Annotated in this window: 19 protein-coding genes; 16 read left to right on the top strand and 3 right to left on the bottom strand. The window is 50.3% G+C overall.

Features of this window, described 5'->3' with window-relative positions; genetic code table 11:
- Positions 1–17: 17 nt before the first annotated feature.
- From kdsC to ptsP, 12 genes are all read left to right on the top strand, one after another.
- Positions 18–539 carry a 3-deoxy-manno-octulosonate-8-phosphatase KdsC gene (gene kdsC, locus AC4IE8_RS14395; RefSeq protein ID WP_068989142.1) on the top strand — a complete coding sequence of 174 codons (522 nt, stop codon included), beginning with the start codon at positions 18–20 and terminating at the stop codon, positions 537–539.
- Positions 536–1,099, top strand: a complete 564-nt coding sequence (gene lptC / locus AC4IE8_RS14390; RefSeq protein ID WP_490791312.1) for an LPS export ABC transporter periplasmic protein LptC — start codon at positions 536–538, stop codon at positions 1,097–1,099. Before kdsC ends, lptC begins: the two co-directional genes overlap by 4 nt.
- Entirely contained in the window at positions 1,086–1,598 is a 513-nt protein-coding gene (gene lptA, locus AC4IE8_RS14385; protein WP_490791311.1) for a lipopolysaccharide transport periplasmic protein LptA, read from the top strand. Before lptC ends, lptA begins: the two co-directional genes overlap by 14 nt.
- Positions 1,595–2,320 carry an LPS export ABC transporter ATP-binding protein gene (gene lptB / locus AC4IE8_RS14380; protein WP_068989149.1) on the top strand — a complete coding sequence of 242 codons (726 nt, stop codon included), beginning with the start codon at positions 1,595–1,597 and terminating at the stop codon, positions 2,318–2,320. Before lptA ends, lptB begins: the two co-directional genes overlap by 4 nt.
- A gap of 206 nt (positions 2,321–2,526) precedes the next feature.
- On the top strand, positions 2,527–4,011 hold the full coding sequence (locus AC4IE8_RS14375; RefSeq protein ID WP_490791310.1) for an RNA polymerase factor sigma-54: 1,485 nt from the start codon (positions 2,527–2,529) through the stop codon (positions 4,009–4,011).
- A 153-nt stretch (positions 4,012–4,164) separates the two neighbouring features.
- Positions 4,165–4,485 carry a ribosome hibernation-promoting factor, HPF/YfiA family gene (gene hpf / locus AC4IE8_RS14370; protein ID WP_068989159.1) on the top strand — a complete coding sequence of 107 codons (321 nt, stop codon included), beginning with the start codon at positions 4,165–4,167 and terminating at the stop codon, positions 4,483–4,485.
- 30 nt (positions 4,486–4,515) lie between these two features.
- Complete coding sequence (gene ptsN / locus AC4IE8_RS14365) at positions 4,516–4,986, top strand: PTS IIA-like nitrogen regulatory protein PtsN (RefSeq protein WP_490791309.1); 471 nt, start codon at positions 4,516–4,518, stop codon at positions 4,984–4,986.
- Positions 4,986–5,921, top strand: a complete 936-nt coding sequence (gene hprK, locus AC4IE8_RS14360) for an HPr(Ser) kinase/phosphatase (RefSeq protein ID WP_490791308.1) — start codon at positions 4,986–4,988, stop codon at positions 5,919–5,921. The genes ptsN and hprK overlap by 1 nt, the downstream gene beginning before the upstream one ends.
- Before the next feature lie 18 nt (positions 5,922–5,939).
- Complete coding sequence (gene rapZ / locus AC4IE8_RS14355; RefSeq protein WP_083225985.1) at positions 5,940–6,806, top strand: RNase adapter RapZ; 867 nt, start codon at positions 5,940–5,942, stop codon at positions 6,804–6,806.
- Entirely contained in the window at positions 6,803–7,201 is a 399-nt protein-coding gene (locus tag AC4IE8_RS14350) for a PTS sugar transporter subunit IIA (RefSeq protein ID WP_068989174.1), read from the top strand. The genes rapZ and AC4IE8_RS14350 overlap by 4 nt, the downstream gene beginning before the upstream one ends.
- A gap of 13 nt (positions 7,202–7,214) precedes the next feature.
- Positions 7,215–7,484, top strand: a complete 270-nt coding sequence (locus AC4IE8_RS14345) for an HPr family phosphocarrier protein (protein WP_068989177.1) — start codon at positions 7,215–7,217, stop codon at positions 7,482–7,484.
- Positions 7,481–9,220, top strand: coding sequence for a phosphoenolpyruvate--protein phosphotransferase (gene ptsP / locus AC4IE8_RS14340; protein WP_068989179.1), 1,740 nt, complete (start codon positions 7,481–7,483; stop codon positions 9,218–9,220). The genes AC4IE8_RS14345 and ptsP overlap by 4 nt, the downstream gene beginning before the upstream one ends.
- A gap of 304 nt (positions 9,221–9,524) precedes the next feature.
- Here the strand turns inward: ptsP and AC4IE8_RS14335 are convergent, their stop codons facing one another.
- Positions 9,525–11,210: a PAS domain-containing hybrid sensor histidine kinase/response regulator gene (locus AC4IE8_RS14335; RefSeq protein ID WP_490791307.1), complete on the bottom strand. Its 1,686-nt coding sequence runs from the start codon at positions 11,208–11,210 to the stop codon at positions 9,525–9,527.
- 521 nt (positions 11,211–11,731) lie between these two features.
- Here AC4IE8_RS14335 and AC4IE8_RS14330 point away from each other — a divergent pair.
- From AC4IE8_RS14330 to AC4IE8_RS14315, 4 genes are all read left to right on the top strand, one after another.
- Positions 11,732–12,058, top strand: a complete 327-nt coding sequence (locus AC4IE8_RS14330; protein ID WP_490791306.1) for a PilZ domain-containing protein — start codon at positions 11,732–11,734, stop codon at positions 12,056–12,058.
- Positions 12,059–12,156: 98 nt separating this feature from the next.
- Positions 12,157–12,468 carry an STAS domain-containing protein gene (locus tag AC4IE8_RS14325; protein WP_068989186.1) on the top strand — a complete coding sequence of 104 codons (312 nt, stop codon included), beginning with the start codon at positions 12,157–12,159 and terminating at the stop codon, positions 12,466–12,468.
- Between the two features lie 67 nt (positions 12,469–12,535).
- On the top strand, positions 12,536–12,850 hold the full coding sequence (locus AC4IE8_RS14320) for a hypothetical protein (protein ID WP_068989189.1): 315 nt from the start codon (positions 12,536–12,538) through the stop codon (positions 12,848–12,850).
- A gap of 381 nt (positions 12,851–13,231) precedes the next feature.
- Positions 13,232–13,906: a response regulator transcription factor gene (locus tag AC4IE8_RS14315; protein ID WP_490791305.1), complete on the top strand. Its 675-nt coding sequence runs from the start codon at positions 13,232–13,234 to the stop codon at positions 13,904–13,906.
- Between the two features lie 45 nt (positions 13,907–13,951).
- Here the strand turns inward: AC4IE8_RS14315 and AC4IE8_RS14310 are convergent, their stop codons facing one another.
- Entirely contained in the window at positions 13,952–15,709 is a 1,758-nt protein-coding gene (locus AC4IE8_RS14310) for a cytochrome C (RefSeq protein ID WP_490791304.1), read from the bottom strand.
- A 95-nt stretch (positions 15,710–15,804) separates the two neighbouring features.
- On the bottom strand, positions 15,805–18,279 hold the full coding sequence (locus AC4IE8_RS14305) for a glycogen/starch/alpha-glucan phosphorylase (protein WP_068989192.1): 2,475 nt from the start codon (positions 18,277–18,279) through the stop codon (positions 15,805–15,807).
- Between the last annotated feature and the right edge of the window lie 37 nt (positions 18,280–18,316).

The following is an 18,316-nucleotide window of genomic DNA, read 5'->3' as shown; positions in this document are numbered from 1 at the left end:
ACACTTAGGGGGGCAAAATGCAGGATATTCATGAGAAGGCCAGAGCGGTCAAACTGGTGATCTTTGATGTTGACGGTGTACTCACCGATGGTGGACTTTTTCTGGGTGACGATGGTCAGGAGTATAAAGCCTTCCATTCCAGAGATGGGCATGGCATGAAAATGTTGCAGAACACCGGTGTGGTGATCGGCATTATCACCGGCCGCACTTCTGAAGTGGTGAGATTGCGTATGGAGAGTCTGGGTATTCAGTATGTCTATCAGGGCAAGCTGGATAAACTGCCTGCCTATGAAGAGTTGAAAGAGAAACTTGGGTTGTCGAATGAACAGATCGCCTATGTGGGCGATGATGTGGTGGATTTGCCGATCATGCGTCGGGTGGGATTGGCCATCGCTGTGCAGGATGCCCATCCGTTTGTGGTGCAGCATGCCCACTGGCAGACCCCCCATGGTGGCGGGCGGGGTGCCGCCAGAGATGTATGTGAAATGATCATGCAGGCTCAGGATACCTTGCAGTCAAGCCTGGAACACTATCTTTGAACAGGCGCCTGCTCGGTCTTTTGTTGATGTTTGCACTGGTAATGAGTGTGGCCTGGTGGGTGAACGAGTTGAGACAGCCGGAGATCAAGAGGCCCGAGCTGGCTAGGGATACCCCGGATACCTATGCCGTCAACCTGCTGGTAAAACAGTATGATGACGATGGGCAGTTGTTACAGACTCTGCAGACCCCCAGAATGACCCATTATGAAAAGCGCGGTATCACCGAGCTCTTTAAGCCGGTGGTGCAGCGATTCAGGTCCAATGAGCCTGGATGGCGAATGCGGGGTGAAAACGGGCTGGCCGACCACCGTCAGGAGACGCTCTTTCTTCCGGGCCAAGTGGTGATCGAACGTGAAGGGGTAGCTGACTTTGCGCCTTACCGGATAGAGACCGAGGACCTGACAATCCATGCAGAGAAGTCCTATGCCGAGACCGTTGAGGCAGTCAGAATCAACAGTGGTGTGGATTGGCTGTCGGCGATCGGCATGCGGATCTGGTTTGATGAACCGTCACGCTTAAAGCTCCTTGGTCAGGTACGAGGGCACTATGAATTTGAATAAGGGCAGGGGTTTGATCTGTGGTCTGCTGATGGCGGTTACGATATCGGCCTGGGGGCTCGAGAATGACCGTAATCAACCGATGTCGCTTGAAGCGGACAGTCTCTCCATCAACGAGTCCACCGGTGTCAGTCTCTATGAAGGCAATGTGACGATCGTCCAGGGCAGTATGAAGTTGTGGGCGGATCGTCTCTGGGTTCACCGATCAGCCGGTAAAACTGAAAAGATTGTCAGTGAGGGGCAACCGACAAGATTCAGTCAGTTGCCTGAGGTCGATGGTGTTGAGGTTCATGGTCAGGCAATGCGAATTGAGATCCATCTCAAGCGGAATGAGATGTTACTGATCGACGATGCCCTGCTCGAGCAGGGGGGGAACAGCTTCCGCAATGACCGCATCGTCTATAACCGGGCCAATGCACAGGTCAGGGCTGGCAGCAGTGTCCAGGGTAAACAGCGGGTGCAGGTGGTGATTGAGCCCCAGACCGGGAAAACTGAACCGTGAGTCAGTTGCAGGCTGTCGATCTGCAGAAGCAGTACTACAAGCGCAAAGTGGTGGATGGTGTCTCGCTGAACCTCAACAGCGGGGAAGTGGTGGGGTTGTTGGGCCCCAACGGTGCCGGCAAGACCACCAGCTTCTATATGATTGTCGGCCTGGTGCAGGCGGATCAGGGGCGGATCTATCTGGATGGTGAGGAGCTGACCGACCAGTCGATGCACAAACGAGCCCGTCTGGGTATCGGTTACTTGGCCCAGGAACCCTCCATCTTCAGACGATTGACGGTGGCGCAGAACATTCTGGCAATACTGGAGCATCGCAAAGAGCTGGATAGCCAGGCCCGAAAGGCCCGATGTGACCAGTTGCTGACGGAGTTCGGTATCGAGCATCTGCGCGATAGCATGGCGATGAGTCTCTCCGGTGGCGAGCGACGCCGGCTGGAGATCGCCCGGGCCCTCTCAATGGAGCCGGCCTTCGTTTTGCTTGATGAGCCCTTTGCCGGGGTCGATCCGATTGCCGTGATCGATATAAAAAAGATCATCCAGCACCTGAAATCGCTAAAGATTGGGATCCTGATAACCGATCATAATGTTAGGGAGACACTGGATATATGCGACCGGGCCTACATTATCAACAGTGGTAAAGTGCTGGCGGAGGGAACCACTGAGGAGATTCTCGATAACCAGGAGGTACGCAGTGTCTACCTGGGTGAGAATTTTACGATGTGAGTCTATAGCGCTGTTTTTTAATGGATTAAACAGGGGGCGGCAGGTAAGCCGAAGGTGGTGTCAATGAGCGTGGAATATACTGGAGTGCAAAGTGAATCCAGGAGAATCGACTCAGTGAAGAAGAATCTTTCCGTAGACGGCTATTTTTAGCTAAAATGAGAATAAAGACATACAAATAACATACCAGGTTCAAAGATATCTCTGCTATGAAGCAGGCTCTACAGCTCCGACTCGGACAACATCTCACCATGACACCTCAATTGCAGCAGGCAATCCGCCTGTTGCAGCTCTCTGCGCTCGATCTGAGCCAGGAGGTTCAGGAGGTGCTTGAGACCAACCCGATGCTCGAGGGCGAAGAGGAGTTCAGCACTCAACTGCAAAAGGAGGGGGATGCTCAGGAGAGTGGCGAGCAGACCCGCGAGAGCAAGGAAGTCGAGGGGTCGAATGATATCAATAACGAGCGGGAGATTAAGACCGACAGCAGTCAGCTGACTGAGGATCTGCCGGTGGACAGTGAATGGACCGATGTCTACGACAGTTACCTGCCACCGGCCAGCAGCGGCGGTGATGCCGCAGACCATGACTATCTGGTACAGCGTAGCGGCACTGTAACCCTGCATGACCATCTGGTCTGGCAGATGACCCTGACCCCTTTTACCGAACAGGATATCCTGATAGCCACCACCCTGATCGACAGTATCGATGAGGACGGTTACTTCAAAGGCGATCTGCAGGAGATTCTGAGTTCGCTGAATGATGAGGAAGCGACTCTGGAGGATATCGAGGCGGTGCTGCACCGGATTCAGGCATTCGATCCACCGGGTGTCGGAGCCCAGGGCGCCCAGGACTGCCTGCTGATTCAGCTGCGTCAATTGGCGGAAGAGACCCCCTATCGGGATCAGGCGATAAAACTCTGCCGGGATCACTTCAATCTGCTCTCCGCCCAGGATCAGAATCAGATCATACGTCGCATGAAGGTGGATCAGCAGGAGCTCGCCGCCATGATGCGCCTGATCAGAACCCTGAATCCCCATCCGGGCACGGCCATTGCAAACAGTGAGCCTGAATATGTGATTCCGGATGTCTTCGTCAGCAAGCGTAACAACCGCTGGGTTGTGGAGCTGAATGGCGAGGTTACCCCCAAACTTCGGGTCAACAATGATTACGCCAGACTGATCCGGCGGGCGGATCAGAGCGACGACAATACTTTTCTGAAGAATCATCTGCAGGAGGCACGCTGGTTCATTAAAAGCCTGATGAGCCGTAATGAGACTATTCTGCGCGTAGCGAGTAAGATTGTTGAATATCAGCGGGGCTTTTTTGAACATGGCGAGGAGGCTATGAAGCCGCTGGTTTTAAGGGATATTGCCGAGGCGCTGGAGATGCATGAATCGACCATTTCCCGGGTGACGACCCAGAAATATATGCATACCCCGCGTGGCACGTTGGAGTTCAAGTATTTCTTCTCCAGCCACGTCAATACCAGTGCCGGGGGAGAGTGCTCCTCCACTGCGATTCGTGCACTGATTAAAAAATTGATTGCCGCTGAGAATACAAGCAAACCGCTCAGTGACAACAAGATCGCCGCCATCCTATCGGAGCAGGGCATCAAAGTGGCCCGCCGAACGGTGGCAAAGTATCGTGAATCGATGAGCATACCGCCATCGAATGAGCGTAAACGACTGATGTAGGTGAATCGATCTGTCAGGTAGGATGTCTATGAAAACAGGGGTTGTGGTAAAAGCCGAATCCGGCTTCATGGTCAGCCTGATCGATGATTTCGGGAATCGATTCAACGAGTCGGTCAGAGTGATGAGCCAACTCATCTAAGACAGGAGATAATTATGCAAATAAGCGTTACCGGTCATCATGTGGAAGTAACCGATGCCTTGAAAAGCTATGTAGATAATAAATTCGAACGTCTTGAGCGGCATTTTGATAATGTTATCAATGTGCATGTCATCTTGAGCGTTGAGAAGCTGAGGCAAAAGGCGGAAGCCACCATGCAAGTGAACGGTGCCAGCGTATTCGCTGATTCAGTGCAGGAAGACATGTATGCCGCCATTGATGGCTTGACTGACAAGTTGGACAGGCAGGTGCTAAAACACAAGGAAAAGATGCAGAGTCATCGCGCCGGTAGTGGTGCGAAGTATGCGGTTGAGTAATTTTCGATAGATTGAACTGGCGAGGTCTCCATGTTTCCCGACGGATTTCTGCTTGAGGAACGTCTCGGCTGCGGTGTGGAGGCAGCCAGTAAAAAACGCGCCCTTGAGCAGCTTGGTCAGAGATTGGCCGATGCTGCTCCTGGGCTGTCACAGGATATAGTGTTCGATGCATTGCTTGAGAGGGAGCGGCTGGGCAGCACCGGACTGGGCAAAGGCATTGCGCTACCCCATGCGCGTATGTCCCAGGTCACAAAGGCCACCGCGGCATTCATTCAGATGCCCAACGGCGTTGATTTCGACGCCATAGACAGTCAGCCGGTCGATCTGGCGTTCGCCATGCTGGTACCGGAACAGGCCACAGATGAACATCTGCAGCTCCTGGCGAAGTTGGCCAGAATGTTCGATGATCCCCCTTTTTGTGCCGCTCTGCGTGAGGCGGAAACAACGCAGCAACTGTTTCAGTTGATCAAGCAGCGAGAAACCGTAACCGCATCAGATTAATGCCATCCAACTACACCATTCGCGATCTTTTCGACGAATTTGCCAGCGAACTTGAGCTCAGCTGGGATGGTGAGGGTGGTGAAGAAAAAATTCTTCTCGACAGTGAGTCACTCGACGGACAACAACCCGTAGGTCCGCTTAACCTGATACGTCCAAATCAGATACAGGTGGTTGGTCCTCCGGAACAGCAACATCTGCTGTATGGTGGCGATACGGGTTACCTGGAGTCCCTGAAAACCCTGTTCGACTCTTCTCCGCTTGCACTGATCTTCACCGATGGCCTGCAACCCAAGCCGGCCTGCCTGGAGTCGGCTAAAAACAGCCATACGGCTTTGATGTTTACCCCCAAAGGAGATAACCACGTCATCCATAGACTGCTGGAGAAATTCAGCCTGCCTGTGGGTGAGACCCTGCTGTTGCATGGGGTCTATATGGAAGTGCTGGGTAAGGGTGTGTTGTTGAGCGGCGATCCGGCAATCGGTAAAAGTGAGCTTGCTCTGGCATTGATCTCACGGGGACATCGACTGGTTGCGGATGATGCAACCGAGTTCTATAAAACCGGCACAAATACTCTGAGCGGGCGCTGCCCGAAGGTGTTGCAGGATTTTCTCGAAGTTCGTGGGCTGGGTCTGATTAATGTCAGGGCCATTTTCGGTAATAGTGCGATAAAGCCGAATAAACAGTTACACTTGATCATAGATCTCCTCTACTTTGACGATAAAAAACTCGATAACATGGATCGCCTGGAGGGGTGCCACTCACATCGGACCTTATTGGGTGTTGATGTTCCCCAGACGAGTCTGCCGGTTGCGGCAGGCAGAAATCTGGCGATCCTGGTAGAGACTGCTGTCAGGCAGCATCTGCTGAAGATGGATGGGTACAATGCGACCCAGGATTTTATCGAACGTCAACAAAATCACATCGATCAAGATTAGTCTTGGGGCCTGAGCGAGATGGCAAATGAGATAAAACTGCAGATTGTCACCGGACTTTCCGGGTCAGGAAAGACCATCGCTTTGCATACCCTTGAAGATCTGGGTTACTACTGTATCGATAATCTGCCGGTCTCACTCTTGGGTTCCGTCTCCGATTATCTGAACGATGAGCCAGAGGAGACTTTCAAGAAAACCGCTGTCGGTATCGATGCAAGGAGTCAGCCCGGTCAGATTTCCAATCTGCCGGAGGTGGTGAAGCGTATTCGGCAACGCGGTCTCGACTGCAACATGCTGTTCCTGGATGCCCAGCTGGATACATTGATCAAGCGCTTTAGTGAAACCCGGCGCAAGCATCCACTGACCAATCAGCAGCGCTCACTCAGTGAAGCGATCCAGCATGAGCGGGATCTTTTGCAGCCATTGAATTTGACCGCGGATCTGAGAATCGATACCACCCACACCAATGTGCATGAGCTTCGGGACCTGGTGCGCAATCGGATTGGCGGTGCAAGCGGTCAGGTATCGATTCTTTTTGAGTCATTCGGTTTCAAGCATGGTCTGCCCAGAGATGTGGACTACCTGTTTGATGTGCGTTGCCTGCCCAACCCCTATTGGCAGACGGAGCTGCGCAGCTTCACCGGAATGGACAAACCGGTGGCGGATTTTCTGCATGAGCAGGAAGAGACCAAACAGATGGTTTCGGATCTGATCGATTTTCTGTCACGCTGGATACCGACGTTTGAAGCGGATGGGCGTAGCTATCTGACGATTGCAATTGGTTGTACCGGCGGTCAGCACCGTTCAGTCTATGTAGTGGAGTGTCTGGCCAAGCACTTTAAAGCGGCAGGACTGCAGGTAATGAGCCGTCATCGTGAATTATCATGACGATTGGCTTGCTGTTGGTCACTCACAGTCGCATCGGTGATGCGTTGATGGAGACTGCCAAAAAGATGTTTCTGGATAGTTCGTTGCCGATCGAAACCTTAACTGTGAGTACCGAGTGTAATCCTGATCAGATCAAAACAGAGGCACACCGTATGGTGGAGAATCTGGATCAAGGTGATGGTGTGTTGGTGTTTACCGACATGTATGGCTCCACACCGAGTAATATTGCTTACAGCCTTGCTGATAGCGGGCGAGTGAATGTGGTTTCAGGGCTCAATCTGCCGATGCTGATACGAACCCTGAATTATCTCGATCTCGATCTGAAGTCGCTGACTGAAAAAGCGGTCAGTGGCGGCAGGGAAGGGATCCATTGCTGCGAAAGGCCAATTAATTAAAATTCTGAATATCATGTTGCAACAAGAAGTAGAAATCATAAACAAACTCGGTCTGCATGCCCGTGCGGCGGCTAAATTGGTTAGTTGCGCCAACAGTTATGAGAGTGACGTTTTCCTCAAGCGCAATGGGCAGAGAGTGAATGGAAAGAGCATCATGGGGGTGATGATGCTGGCTGCCAACAAGGGCTCGATGCTGAAACTGGAAATCGAAGGTCGTGACGAGGATCAGGCGATGGAAGCATTGATCGTGCTCATCAACGATCGCTTCGGGGAGGAGCAATGACACTATCCTGTCAGGGTATAGGGATTAAAACCACGCGAGAAGTCGCGATTGGTGAGGCCTACCTGTTACAGCATGGTGTACCTGAAATCAGTCATCGTGAAATTCCCCAGGAGCGGGTGGATGCTGAAATCGAACGTTTCGAATCCGCACTCCTGACAACCACCAACCATCTACGATCAGTGCGGGATCAGATCCCCTCCGATACGGCACAGGATATCAGTGAGTTCATCGATACCCATCTGCTGATGCTGGAAGACAACGCCATCAGCCAGGCAACGGTAAGCCTGATCCAGGAAAAGCTCTATAGTGCGGAATGGGCGCTGCAGGTTCGGCGGGATGAGCTGGTGCGGGTGTTCGATGAAATGGATGACCCCTATCTGCGTACCCGCAAGGATGATGTGAACCATGTGGTCGGTCATGTGCAGTTCGTCCTGGCCGGTGGCAAACCGGAACAGCGGGGCGATCTGAAAGGGCGGGTCATTGTTGCTCGGGATCTGACTCCGGCAGAGACCATTATGATGAAAAACCAGGGGGTAGCCGCTTTCATCACCGAGTTTGGTGGGCCTCTCTCCCATACCGCCATTCTGGCGCGCAGCTTGGGTATCCCGGCGGTGGTCGGTGTTCATCAGGCGACCGTGCTGTTTCGTCAGGGTGAGCCCCTGGTGGTCGATGGGGCCCAGGGTGTGGTGCTGGCCGACCCCACAGAACGGATACTCGATTACTACCGACAACGTATCGAGAGCCGGCGAATCCGCGAGGTGGAGTTGAGGCAGCAGGTCGATCTGCCGGCATTGACCACCGACGGTGAACGAATCTCACTCTGCTCGAATATCGAGTTACCCGATGATATTCCGGTAACCATGGAGAACCGGGCTGATGGGGTGGGGCTTTTCCGCACCGAATTTCTCTATATGAACCGCACGACGCCACCGACTGAAGAGGAGCAGTATGAGGTCTATGTCGATGCGGTGAAGGGGCTGAATGGTATTCCTCTGACGATTCGCACCCTCGATCTGGGTGTGGACAAAACCACCGACACGATGGCGGACTCAGGTTGTATGCCGGCGATCAATCCGGCGCTCGGTTTGCGTGCGATCCGTCTCTGTCTGAAGGAGCCGGAGCTCTTCATACCCCAGCTCAGGGCGATATTGCGAGCTTCAGCTGAAGGGCCTGTGCGGCTGATGATTCCCATGCTTTCCGGGGTTCAGGAGCTGAAGCAGGTGCTAGCCATTATCGACAAGACGAAACAGGATCTGGTCGATGAGAAGGTGACGTTCGATCGGGAAATTCCGATCGGAGGCATGATCGAGGTTCCGGCAGCGGCACTGGCGGCAAGACGTTTTGCCCACTATCTCGATTTTCTCTCCATCGGCACCAATGACCTGATTCAATACACATTGGCTGTGGACCGTATGGATGAAGAGGTGAACTTTCTCTTCGATCCGCTCCACCCGGCCGTACTGATGCTGATCCGCCATACCATCATGGCGGCTCAGGATGCGGATATTCCGGTCAGTATGTGTGGTGAGATGGCGGGTGATCCCCGTTATGTCCGGTTGCTGCTGGGTTTGGGCTTGCGGGAGCTGAGTATGCAGCCCAGCGCACTGCTGGAAACACGCGAGCTGATTCGCAAATGCAACCTGTTTGACCTACAGCAGAAGACCCGGATCTTCATGGATGAGCTGGAGGATAACGATGATGAGCAGCTGTTCGATAAGGTTTTTCTCGAGGTATAAAGGTCTGATCTCGATGTTTATCAAAACTCCTCAGTCAGTTACTGTTTCGCCAGGTTGATAATCTGGGTATTGGAACAATACTTTTCAAACTATCTGTACGGGTTATGACGGAGGAACTGGTTTTTCTCTACGACTAAAATGCGCATATTTTGAAATATGCAAGCTTTGTGGTGATTAGAGAGTGGTTGGTTTAGCTTTCGGACCGAAAGCGAAAATAACGTACTTCGTAATTACTATCTGAAGTGCCTGAATCTCTTTATCTATACGAGTCATAACGCCTGATTGTTCTATTGGCAATAAACATTCAGCCCATGATCTCCTGAATATGATGGTTCAAAATTTCTGCGCCGACTGGTTTATGCAGAAGTTTCAGTCCCGAGTCGGCAATCTCCTGTGACATGGATATCTCCAGATCTCCGGTAATAAGCAAGGCAGGTATTTCAAATCCTAAAGTTTGACGAATTGTTTTGATAAGTTCTATGCCGGTCTCGCCATTAGGCAATCGGTAATCAGAAATAATGAAATCAAATTGTCGTGATTCTTCCTTTATTATTGCTATTGCATCATGACCACTCTTTGTTCCAGTGACTTGGTATCCATAACTCTCCATCAAATAAATCAATGAATGGAGAATGATGTTATTGTCATCAATAATCAACAGTGATGTTTTCGGGTTTTCTGTGTTTTTGAGCTTGTGGATTGATGTTTTTTCCAATTTTGTCTTTTCAAAATTGATCAGTGGTGCATCGATCGAAAACATCGATCCATTTTTCCACGATTTAACCGCTATCTTTTGCCCCAATAGTTTCGCGCTTCGTGCAGCAATTGCCAGACCAAGTCCAAGGCCTTTGCTGTGGTCTCTGGCAGGGTTGTAGAGTTGATAGTAATCATCAAATATCTGTTCGCGTTGGTTCTCTGGTATGCCAATGCCCGTATCCCAAATCTCAAAGCGCAACATCGATTTACGGCGTCTACAACCGACCAGTACTTTACCTGAATCCGTGTAGCGGATAGCGTTTGAAACTAAATTGTCAAGGATTTGATATAACAGAATGGGATCACACCGGAGTGCTGAAGAGCAGTCGGCCACACGTAGATTCAGCTGCTTATCCATCGCGAGTGGACGATATGTCACATCCAAGCGATTAAGCAGCTCGTTCGCATAAAATGTCTTCAGTTCAGGCTCAATTGAGCCGGATTCCAACTGGCTGACATTGAGCAGGGTATTGAATAAATCAGTCATACTAATCAGGCAACTGGATAGATTATTAACCAAACCAAGAGATTCTTCATCAGCCAGCTTTCTTTTCAATAAATCACTGATAGTAGTCATTGCTTGTAAAGGCTGGCGAAGATCATGACTGACTGCTGCAAGAAATTGTGATTTAGTAAAGTTTGCATCTTCAGCTGCTTGCCTCGCCTGCTTGTTGATAACTTCATTTTCCTTGAGTTTTGTAATATCGGTTATGAGGGTTAAGCATTGACGCTTGTCTTTCTCGCCGTTAGGCTGAACAACGCTATCCAGTTTGGCAAAAAAAACCGTCCCGTCGCTCAATGTGATTTTAACTTCACAGGTTTTTCTGATTTGATCTTTGAATACATGGCGGAAGTGTCGAAATAGATCTCTTCGATATTCCTTGGCGACAAACGTATAGAAGAAGACTCCAGTCAACTGAAGCCTATTCATACAAAACATTTCATTGCTTAGAAGATTGCTACGTACAATTCGGCCTGTATTGTCAATTATTAGATAGCCTACCGGCGCAAAATCAAACAGCTCTGCAAATTGATCTCGTGAGGTTTCCAATTCCATCTGGCTGCGTTGTAGATCTTCATTTTGAATCTTAAGTTCAATTTGATGAACTTCCAGTTCGTGGATCTGTGCGGCAAACAGTTCAGGCTGTATTTCCAATGAGTCATTTTTACAGTCTTGCAGACACTTTTCAGCCTGTCGGCGCAATTCTTTTAATTGACTGTCTACATCACTCATGGATATAAATCTAACCTCTCGGTCCTCGTTATAGTTCTCTTTAGATGAGGGCTTATGAATATTATAATAATTTAATTGTTAAGCGACTGAACAGTGTCGTTCAATTATGGTGGATGGCTCTGGTCCCTATCTGCTGCCAAAAGAGCTTAATTCTTAAAGTAAGTATCCTTCAAATGTTTCTCTGATAATGTGGCTTAAAGAAATAAATAGCTACATAGAAGGCAGTCTATATGGGGATGTTAGATTGTGATTTGGTTAGTGTAAAGTCTTTGATAACCAGGCAGTTGACTCAATAAGTAAGTGACTACTGGAATTAATAGATAGCTGTCGTCAGGCTGGCATACGTAGAACTACGTAGGTAAACGTCCGAATTATCATCCTTTATGCTTTCATCTAGAGTCTACATCAACCCTAAGGGACAAAAAATAAAAAGTGGGTAATTCTGAGTTGCATAGAAAGATATCTCCCTATCTATAACAACTTGTATTCAATACTTATAACTGAAATGGATGGGGTCAATTATGGATCAGCGATTTGGAGCCCGTATTGCTGCTCAAGTCATGGTTACGCTTGATCGCAATGGGCATCATTTAGGGGTATACAAAACACGCGATATATCAGCTACAGGGCTTTTTATAGAGACCGATAGTCTGGATCTCCATTTGGGGGCTTTAGTTGACTTGACTTTTGTGTTCAAGGATAAACAGAGAGAAACTCACAAGTTCAGGGGTATGCTGGTACGGTATACATATGAAGGTGCAGCTTTCATACTCAACAACTCAGTGATAGAGATCCTGCCTTACCTGGAACAATTCAACGCGGAAACTCTAGAGGCCAACTCCCAATAACACGAAATATATGCAGAATCATATAACCTGCAAAATAAGTAAAGCCATCCTTATTCTTATGTGACGATTTAGAGTGTTCTAACATCATAGGGATTGAAATGACAAATATTACGGAAAGCAGTGGGATCCCTGATGAAAAGATTATTATCCATGCTGCAAAAACTTTGGACTGTAGTGCTCATGGAACTTTTGTAGAGGCATGTCAATGCGCCAGACAGAATCATATACAGGTGATGGTAGTTGATCTGAATGTGACTCAGAATATTCGAGCATCTGGCCTTGGAATTCTGTTGATGTTAAGTAAAAAAATGGAATATTCACCATTTAAAATCCAGATTGAAAATTGTCAGCCTGATGTCAGGGCGCTACTGAGTGAGAATCGATTGTTCTCTGGCTTTTCAATATCCTGATTGAATCCTTCTTTCCATTGTCCAAATTCTGTCATGCGCACTCGTGTAAAATCCGGTAGATATATTGATGTTTGAAAAACTGTTCAACAAGGTCAGTAACTGCAAGTTCAAGCAAGCCGAGAGTACACTTTGTGTCATGTGTTGCCATGTATTGGAAAAAAATACGCCGATTCTATCAGTAGCACATGACATGGAAGATATTTGGCAGTTTTTTTGTGGTGCCGATGGTCACGAATACAATGACATCAGGATTGTTACTTTGTCAGAGGTTACAGAGCTCGATTCCTGCATCAATGAATTAAGTGAAATCCCACTGGGTGCAGGTGCGATTAGAGCCTCTACCGAGGAGGCATGGAGACAATACACACTTGATGTAGAATGAACGAATAATTGATCATTATTCAGATACTCATCTGATCGTTAACACCTCCCACTTGGTGATGTCCCTGAAAATGTTCCAAACGGTTAGTTGGAATAATCGGCGACCCGCTATCCCTCATTGTCTATTGCTTATATCAATACTCTTTCCGTCTTGCCTAGGATTATTGCAGAAGATTCTTGATAATTACTATTATTTCGTGCTTTTTCAAAACTTGGTAAGAAGAAAATGTAGTATATTTCCATAAAGCGTGTTGCCATTTGCTTGTTTGACTTCAAACCGCATTAATAGGGGCAACACACTGATTATCATCATTATATTTGTGCAGTGTGCAGTTGTATTACCATTGATTGTTCGTTGTTCTGTACCATCGGCATTAAGACTATGACAAAGAAACGTCAAAAGGTCGGATTATGCACAAGGACTGGTATGCCAGTCTCAACAATATTTATTGTGGAAGACAACGTGATGGTGCGCGAAGCCCTGACATCACTGCTCGCAAACGAAGGCCATGACGTCAAGGCATACTCAACGGCTACTGATTTTCTTAATGCCTATCAACCTGAGACCCCAGGTTGTTTGCTGCTTGATATCAATCTACCCGACATCTCGGGCATTGAGCTGCAAACACTGTTAGCTGAGCAACAGCTGAAAATCCCGATCATATTTCTAACAGGCCAGGCAAATGTGCCGATTACCATCCAGGCGTTCAGGAATGGTGCAATTGATCTCCTGGAGAAACCTGTTTCTAATGAGATGTTGCTTGAGCGAATAAACGAAGCGCTCACAATTGATGCAAACATACGCACCAAAGCACTGAGCCAGTCAGTTATTTGGCAACGGGTTGAACGATTGACTAAGCGGGAGAGGGAAGTGATGGCGCTCCTCGCCTCAGGTTATTCAAATAAACAGATGGCTCAGGAGTTGGATATCAGTTCTAGAACAGTTGAGATCCATCGCCGACGAGTTTATGAAAAAACAGGCGTTGAATCACTCGCTGAACTGATAGATTTGTTGCATGTCATCGGATATTTAAAGCGAACCGTATTTGAAGAATAAGCCTCTTATATACTCTGGGTTAGTCGGGTTTACAGGCTAGGCTTATCAGTCATCCTCCTCCTCCGGGTATTCATGACAGAGCGTGCAACTCACTGCCGTACCCTTTGTCAGAAACAGGCTTCGCTCACCGTCATCATCCCGCAGATAGGTTCTGTCGGTGGCGGTTTGCGAAAGTACCGTGCCTTGCAGATTGGCGCCATGGCAGCTGCGGCAGCTGTTCGGGTCTGCCTCGTAGAAATCCTCGTGGTTGAGGTTCCAGCCACGGCTGTTGACGTTATGCATGCCATGGGGGCCGGACAGGGTCAGAGGCAGGCTGGTGTGGCAGGTGGCGCAATCGCTGACGGTCCCCGCATGACCCTGGAGTTGGATCGATGCCAGGTTGTCATTGGCCTCCGGATTGGCATTGGGCCAGATCGCATGGGTCGAGCCATGGCAGCCCTCACAGGCGACGCCGCCATGGCCCAGGCTGTTTCTGTAGAGGGTGGCATCGTTCTCGGCAAATCGCTTGTTGCTCGCGATGCGTGGTGTTGCGGTATCGATATTATCGGTCCAGGCCTGGCTGAGTCTGATGCTGCTGCCCAGGTGGCTGGTGGCATCGCCGGTATGGCAGGACTCACAACGGGGTTCGTCCAGCCAGGCGGAGCGCTCCTCCCGGCCTACTGCCAGCATACTGCCATGACAATCGGAGCACTCGATGCCGGCACCGCCCATAGCGCCTCTGAGGCATTGGGTGACTTTACCCGGATGACACTGATAACAGGTCTGCTGCAGTGTGCCGTCGCTGGGAAATACCGGTTCGCCACTGCTCTCATCGATCAGCTCCCCATGGTGCCTGTGCATCACCTCTGACATGCTGTCCTGGTTCAGTTGATTGCCGCTTGGTCCGGATCCGTTCAGGTCGAGCGCTGCTGAGTAGTGGCAGGATGCGCAGAGTACCGGTTTGCTGGCCACCAGGTTGGTGGCGTGTTCTGCATCATGCAGCAACAGAATGTTCTGTTTGGCGGCCTGCAGGACGCTGTTGGCGTCATTGATGTCATCGGGCAGTTCAAATGGAATTTCACTGTCGGTGGGTGCGGCGATCTCACCGGCTGCATGACAGTTCTGGCAGTCCGCCTCTGAGGCCACGGGTAAAACCACGTCGAGTGAGGCGAGTGAGTCCTCACTATTCAGTTCTTGCGCTTTCACCCTCATCAGTGGATAGGCGTTGAGTTGTCCGCTGTCATCAATGGGCAGGATGGGAATGCCTTCAGCAGAGAACCACTTTTTCGTCTCGTTGTAGTGGTTGAACGGCTGGGGATCATTGGTGCTGTATGGATTGAGAATGCCCGGCATGTTCTGCTCAAACATCAGCCCTTCGTCAGGCTCAGGATCGTCGCCGAACAGGTCGAACACAAAACGGTTGCCGGTATTCGGATTGGTGCTCCAGAAGTTAGTTTTATTGATGCTGCCTGCCAGGTTCTGGCTGGTGGAGTTGATTGAGCCTGATGGATCAGCAGCGGCGAGATAACTGAGCTGAACCTCGCTGGAGTCGAGCAGACGGGGTGGGTTACCCCGGGCAACCACCTGACTGTGGATGACATTGAAGGGGGGCAGGATGACGAAAGTGGAATAGTCCAGGTCGGCGCAATGCATGCCCAGGTCGTTGAACGCGAGAACCCGGTAAGCGCCGTTTACATCACTGACCCCAGGACCGTTTTCATGGTCATCGTCATCATCATCATCCCCGCCACCGCCACCGCCACCGCAGGCAATCAGAGAGAGGCTCAGCATCAACAGGATCATCCAATGGAATTTACCGCGCATCTGTGTCGCTCCCGAGTTGTCACTATTCCTGGAATTGGCAATAATGGGAATTATATCCCAAATTTTGCATTACATCGAGCGTGGTGTTTGACCCATCAGCGGGATACAGGTGACACCTGCCAGATTTTTTTCGCATATTCGCTGATGGTCCGATCACTTGAAAAATACCCCATGCGGGCGGTATTCAGGATTGCCATACGATTCCAGACGTCAGGCTGTCGATAGATGAGGTCGGCCTTATCGCTGATTCCCATGTAGGCATCGAAGTCTGCCAGCACCTTGAAGTGATCCACATTCAGCAGGCTGTCGGTGATCATGCGGTAGCGTGTTGGCTCTTCAGGGGAGAAGAAACCGTTGGCAATCATATCGATGATCCGCCTGAGTCTGGTGTTCGACTCATAGTATTGTCTCGGTTGGTAGCCTTGCTGATTGAGCCGGGCAATGTCGTCGGTTTGCAGACCGAAGATGAAAATATTCTCATCCCCAAGCTGCTCGCGCATCTCCACATTGGCGCCATCCATGGTGCCCATGGTCAGGGCGCCGTTTAAAGCCAGTTTCATATTGCCGGTACCCGAGGCCTCCATACCGGCCGTGGAGATCTGCTGCGACAGCTCGGCGGCGGGAATGATGTCGGTTGCGGTGGAGACATCGTAGTTGGGGATGAAGATCATTTTCAGTCGGTCACTGACGGCCGGGTCATTGTCGATCACATCAGCAACGTCATTGATCAGTCGAATGATCAGCTTTGCCATCGTGTAGCCTGGTGCCGCCTTGCCACCGAACAGGATGGTGCGGGGTACACAAGCACAGCCCGGGTCATCCACCAATCTGTTGTAGAGTTCAATGGCGCGAAACAGGTTGAGCAACTGGCGTTTGTATTCATGGATACGCTTTACCTGAACATCAAACAGGGTGTGGGCATCGACCTGTTTATCCAGGAAGTAGTTGATCAGTTTGCTGATATGCTTTTTATTGGCCAGCTTGATTGCGGCAAACTTCTCCTGAAAGCTACTATCCCCCGCGAACGCTTCAAGTTGTTGGATCTTGCTCAGATCCTTCACCCACTCGGGCCCTATGGCATCGCTGATCAGAGAAGAGAGTTTTCGGTTGGAGAGATAGAGCCAACGCCTTGGTGTGATGCCGTTGGTGATGTTGATGATTTTACCGGGATAGAACTGGTTGAACTCCTTGAAGGTGGCGTTTCGCAACAGCTCGCTGTGGAGTGCCGAGACACCATTCACCTTATGGCTGCCGATGATGGCCAGATGGGCCATGCGGATGCGCCGTTCACCACTTTCATCGATGATCGAGAGTCTGCGCAGGATGTCCATGTCCCCAGGATGCCGGTGCCCGAGCATCAGCAGAAAGCGTCGATTGATCTCCAGGATCAACTGCAGGTGTCTTGGCAGCAGTGATTCAAAGGATTTCACCGGCCAGCTTTCCAGTGCCTCTGGCAGCAGGGTGTGATTGGTGTAGGAGAAGACCCGGGTGGTGATCTCCCAAGCGGGTTGCCACTCCAGCTGATGTTTGTCCATCAGCAGGCGCATCATCTCCGGGATGGCGATTGCCGGATGGGTGTCATTGAGCTGGATCGCGACTTTATCCGGCAGTTCATACAGGTCGTCATGGTCGGTGAAGAAGCGACGTAAAATATCCTTCAACGATGCGCTGACAAAAAAGTACTGCTGTTTTAGGCGCAACAGCTTGTTCATGGTGGAGCTGTCGTTGGGGTAGAGGACCTTGGAGATGTTTTCAGAGAGGGTCTTGCCGACCACGGCTTCGGTGTACTCCCCCTGGTTGAACTGATTGAGATCGAAGGCTTCATGGGCCTTGGCGCTCCACAGTCGGAGGTTGTTCACCGTGTCGTTATGGTAGCCCGGGATCGGGGTGTCATAGGCCTGAGCGATGACGATATCCCCATCGATCCAGTCGAAGTGCCGGCGTCCACTCCTGTCCTGGTACTCCATGACTCTTCCGCCATAACGTATCCGGTATGAGACTTCGGGTCGGGGAAACTCCCAGGGGTTGTCATGTACCAGCCAGTTTTCCGGCAGCTCGACCTGGTTACCATTCTCAATCTGCTGGCGAAACATGCCATATTCGAAACGGATGCCGTAACCGTAGCCCGGAATGTTAAGGCTGGCCATGGAGTCGAGAAAGCAGGCGGCCAGTCGGCCCAGACCACCATTGCCCAGGGCAGCATCATGTTCCAGGCTGCGTAGCCGTTCGAGTTCGATGCCGAGTTTTTTCAGTGCCTTGCCGCAGGCGTCGTGGATATCCATATTCAACAGGCTGTTGATCAGGCTGCGACCGATCAGAAACTCCATCGACAGGTAGTAGACCCGTTTCGCATCGTGTTTGTAATAGCTGCGCTGGGTCTCCATCCAGCGTTCTATGAGCCGGTCCCTGACCACATGGCTGAAGGCCATCATCCAGTCATGTTCGGTTGCGGTAAAGGGATCCTTGCCGATGGTGTAGACAAGATGGTTGGAGACGGACCTTTGAATCGCCTTGGAGTCAGAGCCCAGGTAGTCGTACTTGAATGCGCTATGTTTTATATCACTGCTCATATGCTGTTGATATGGTTGTGTTGTTATTGTGATCTTG

The organism is Candidatus Thiodiazotropha sp. AKAK2 (assembly GCF_058244685.1).
This window is presented reverse-complemented; position numbering and strand designations above follow the sequence as displayed.

Bases quoted from the DNA above. Each gene is read 5' to 3' on its own strand.
- kdsC (WP_068989142.1), top strand. From the start codon at position 18: ATGCAGGATATTCATGAGAAGGCCAGAGCGGTCAAACTGGTGATCTTT.
- lptA (WP_490791311.1), top strand. From the start codon at position 1,086: ATGAATTTGAATAAGGGCAGGGGTTTGATCTGTGGTCTGCTGATGGCG.
- AC4IE8_RS14375 (WP_490791310.1), top strand. From the start codon at position 2,527: ATGAAGCAGGCTCTACAGCTCCGACTCGGACAACATCTCACCATGACA.
- hpf (WP_068989159.1), top strand. From the start codon at position 4,165: ATGCAAATAAGCGTTACCGGTCATCATGTGGAAGTAACCGATGCCTTG.
- ptsN (WP_490791309.1), top strand. From the start codon at position 4,516: ATGTTTCCCGACGGATTTCTGCTTGAGGAACGTCTCGGCTGCGGTGTG.
- hprK (WP_490791308.1), top strand. From the start codon at position 4,986: ATGCCATCCAACTACACCATTCGCGATCTTTTCGACGAATTTGCCAGC.
- rapZ (WP_083225985.1), top strand. From the start codon at position 5,940: ATGGCAAATGAGATAAAACTGCAGATTGTCACCGGACTTTCCGGGTCA.
- AC4IE8_RS14350 (WP_068989174.1), top strand. From the start codon at position 6,803: ATGACGATTGGCTTGCTGTTGGTCACTCACAGTCGCATCGGTGATGCG.
- AC4IE8_RS14345 (WP_068989177.1), top strand. From the start codon at position 7,215: ATGTTGCAACAAGAAGTAGAAATCATAAACAAACTCGGTCTGCATGCC.
- ptsP (WP_068989179.1), top strand. From the start codon at position 7,481: ATGACACTATCCTGTCAGGGTATAGGGATTAAAACCACGCGAGAAGTC.
- AC4IE8_RS14335 (WP_490791307.1), bottom strand. From the start codon at position 11,210: ATGAGTGATGTAGACAGTCAATTAAAAGAATTGCGCCGACAGGCTGAA.
- AC4IE8_RS14330 (WP_490791306.1), top strand. From the start codon at position 11,732: ATGGATCAGCGATTTGGAGCCCGTATTGCTGCTCAAGTCATGGTTACG.
- AC4IE8_RS14325 (WP_068989186.1), top strand. From the start codon at position 12,157: ATGACAAATATTACGGAAAGCAGTGGGATCCCTGATGAAAAGATTATT.
- AC4IE8_RS14320 (WP_068989189.1), top strand. From the start codon at position 12,536: ATGTTTGAAAAACTGTTCAACAAGGTCAGTAACTGCAAGTTCAAGCAA.
- AC4IE8_RS14315 (WP_490791305.1), top strand. From the start codon at position 13,232: ATGACAAAGAAACGTCAAAAGGTCGGATTATGCACAAGGACTGGTATG.
- AC4IE8_RS14310 (WP_490791304.1), bottom strand. From the start codon at position 15,709: ATGCGCGGTAAATTCCATTGGATGATCCTGTTGATGCTGAGCCTCTCT.
- AC4IE8_RS14305 (WP_068989192.1), bottom strand. From the start codon at position 18,279: ATGAGCAGTGATATAAAACATAGCGCATTCAAGTACGACTACCTGGGC.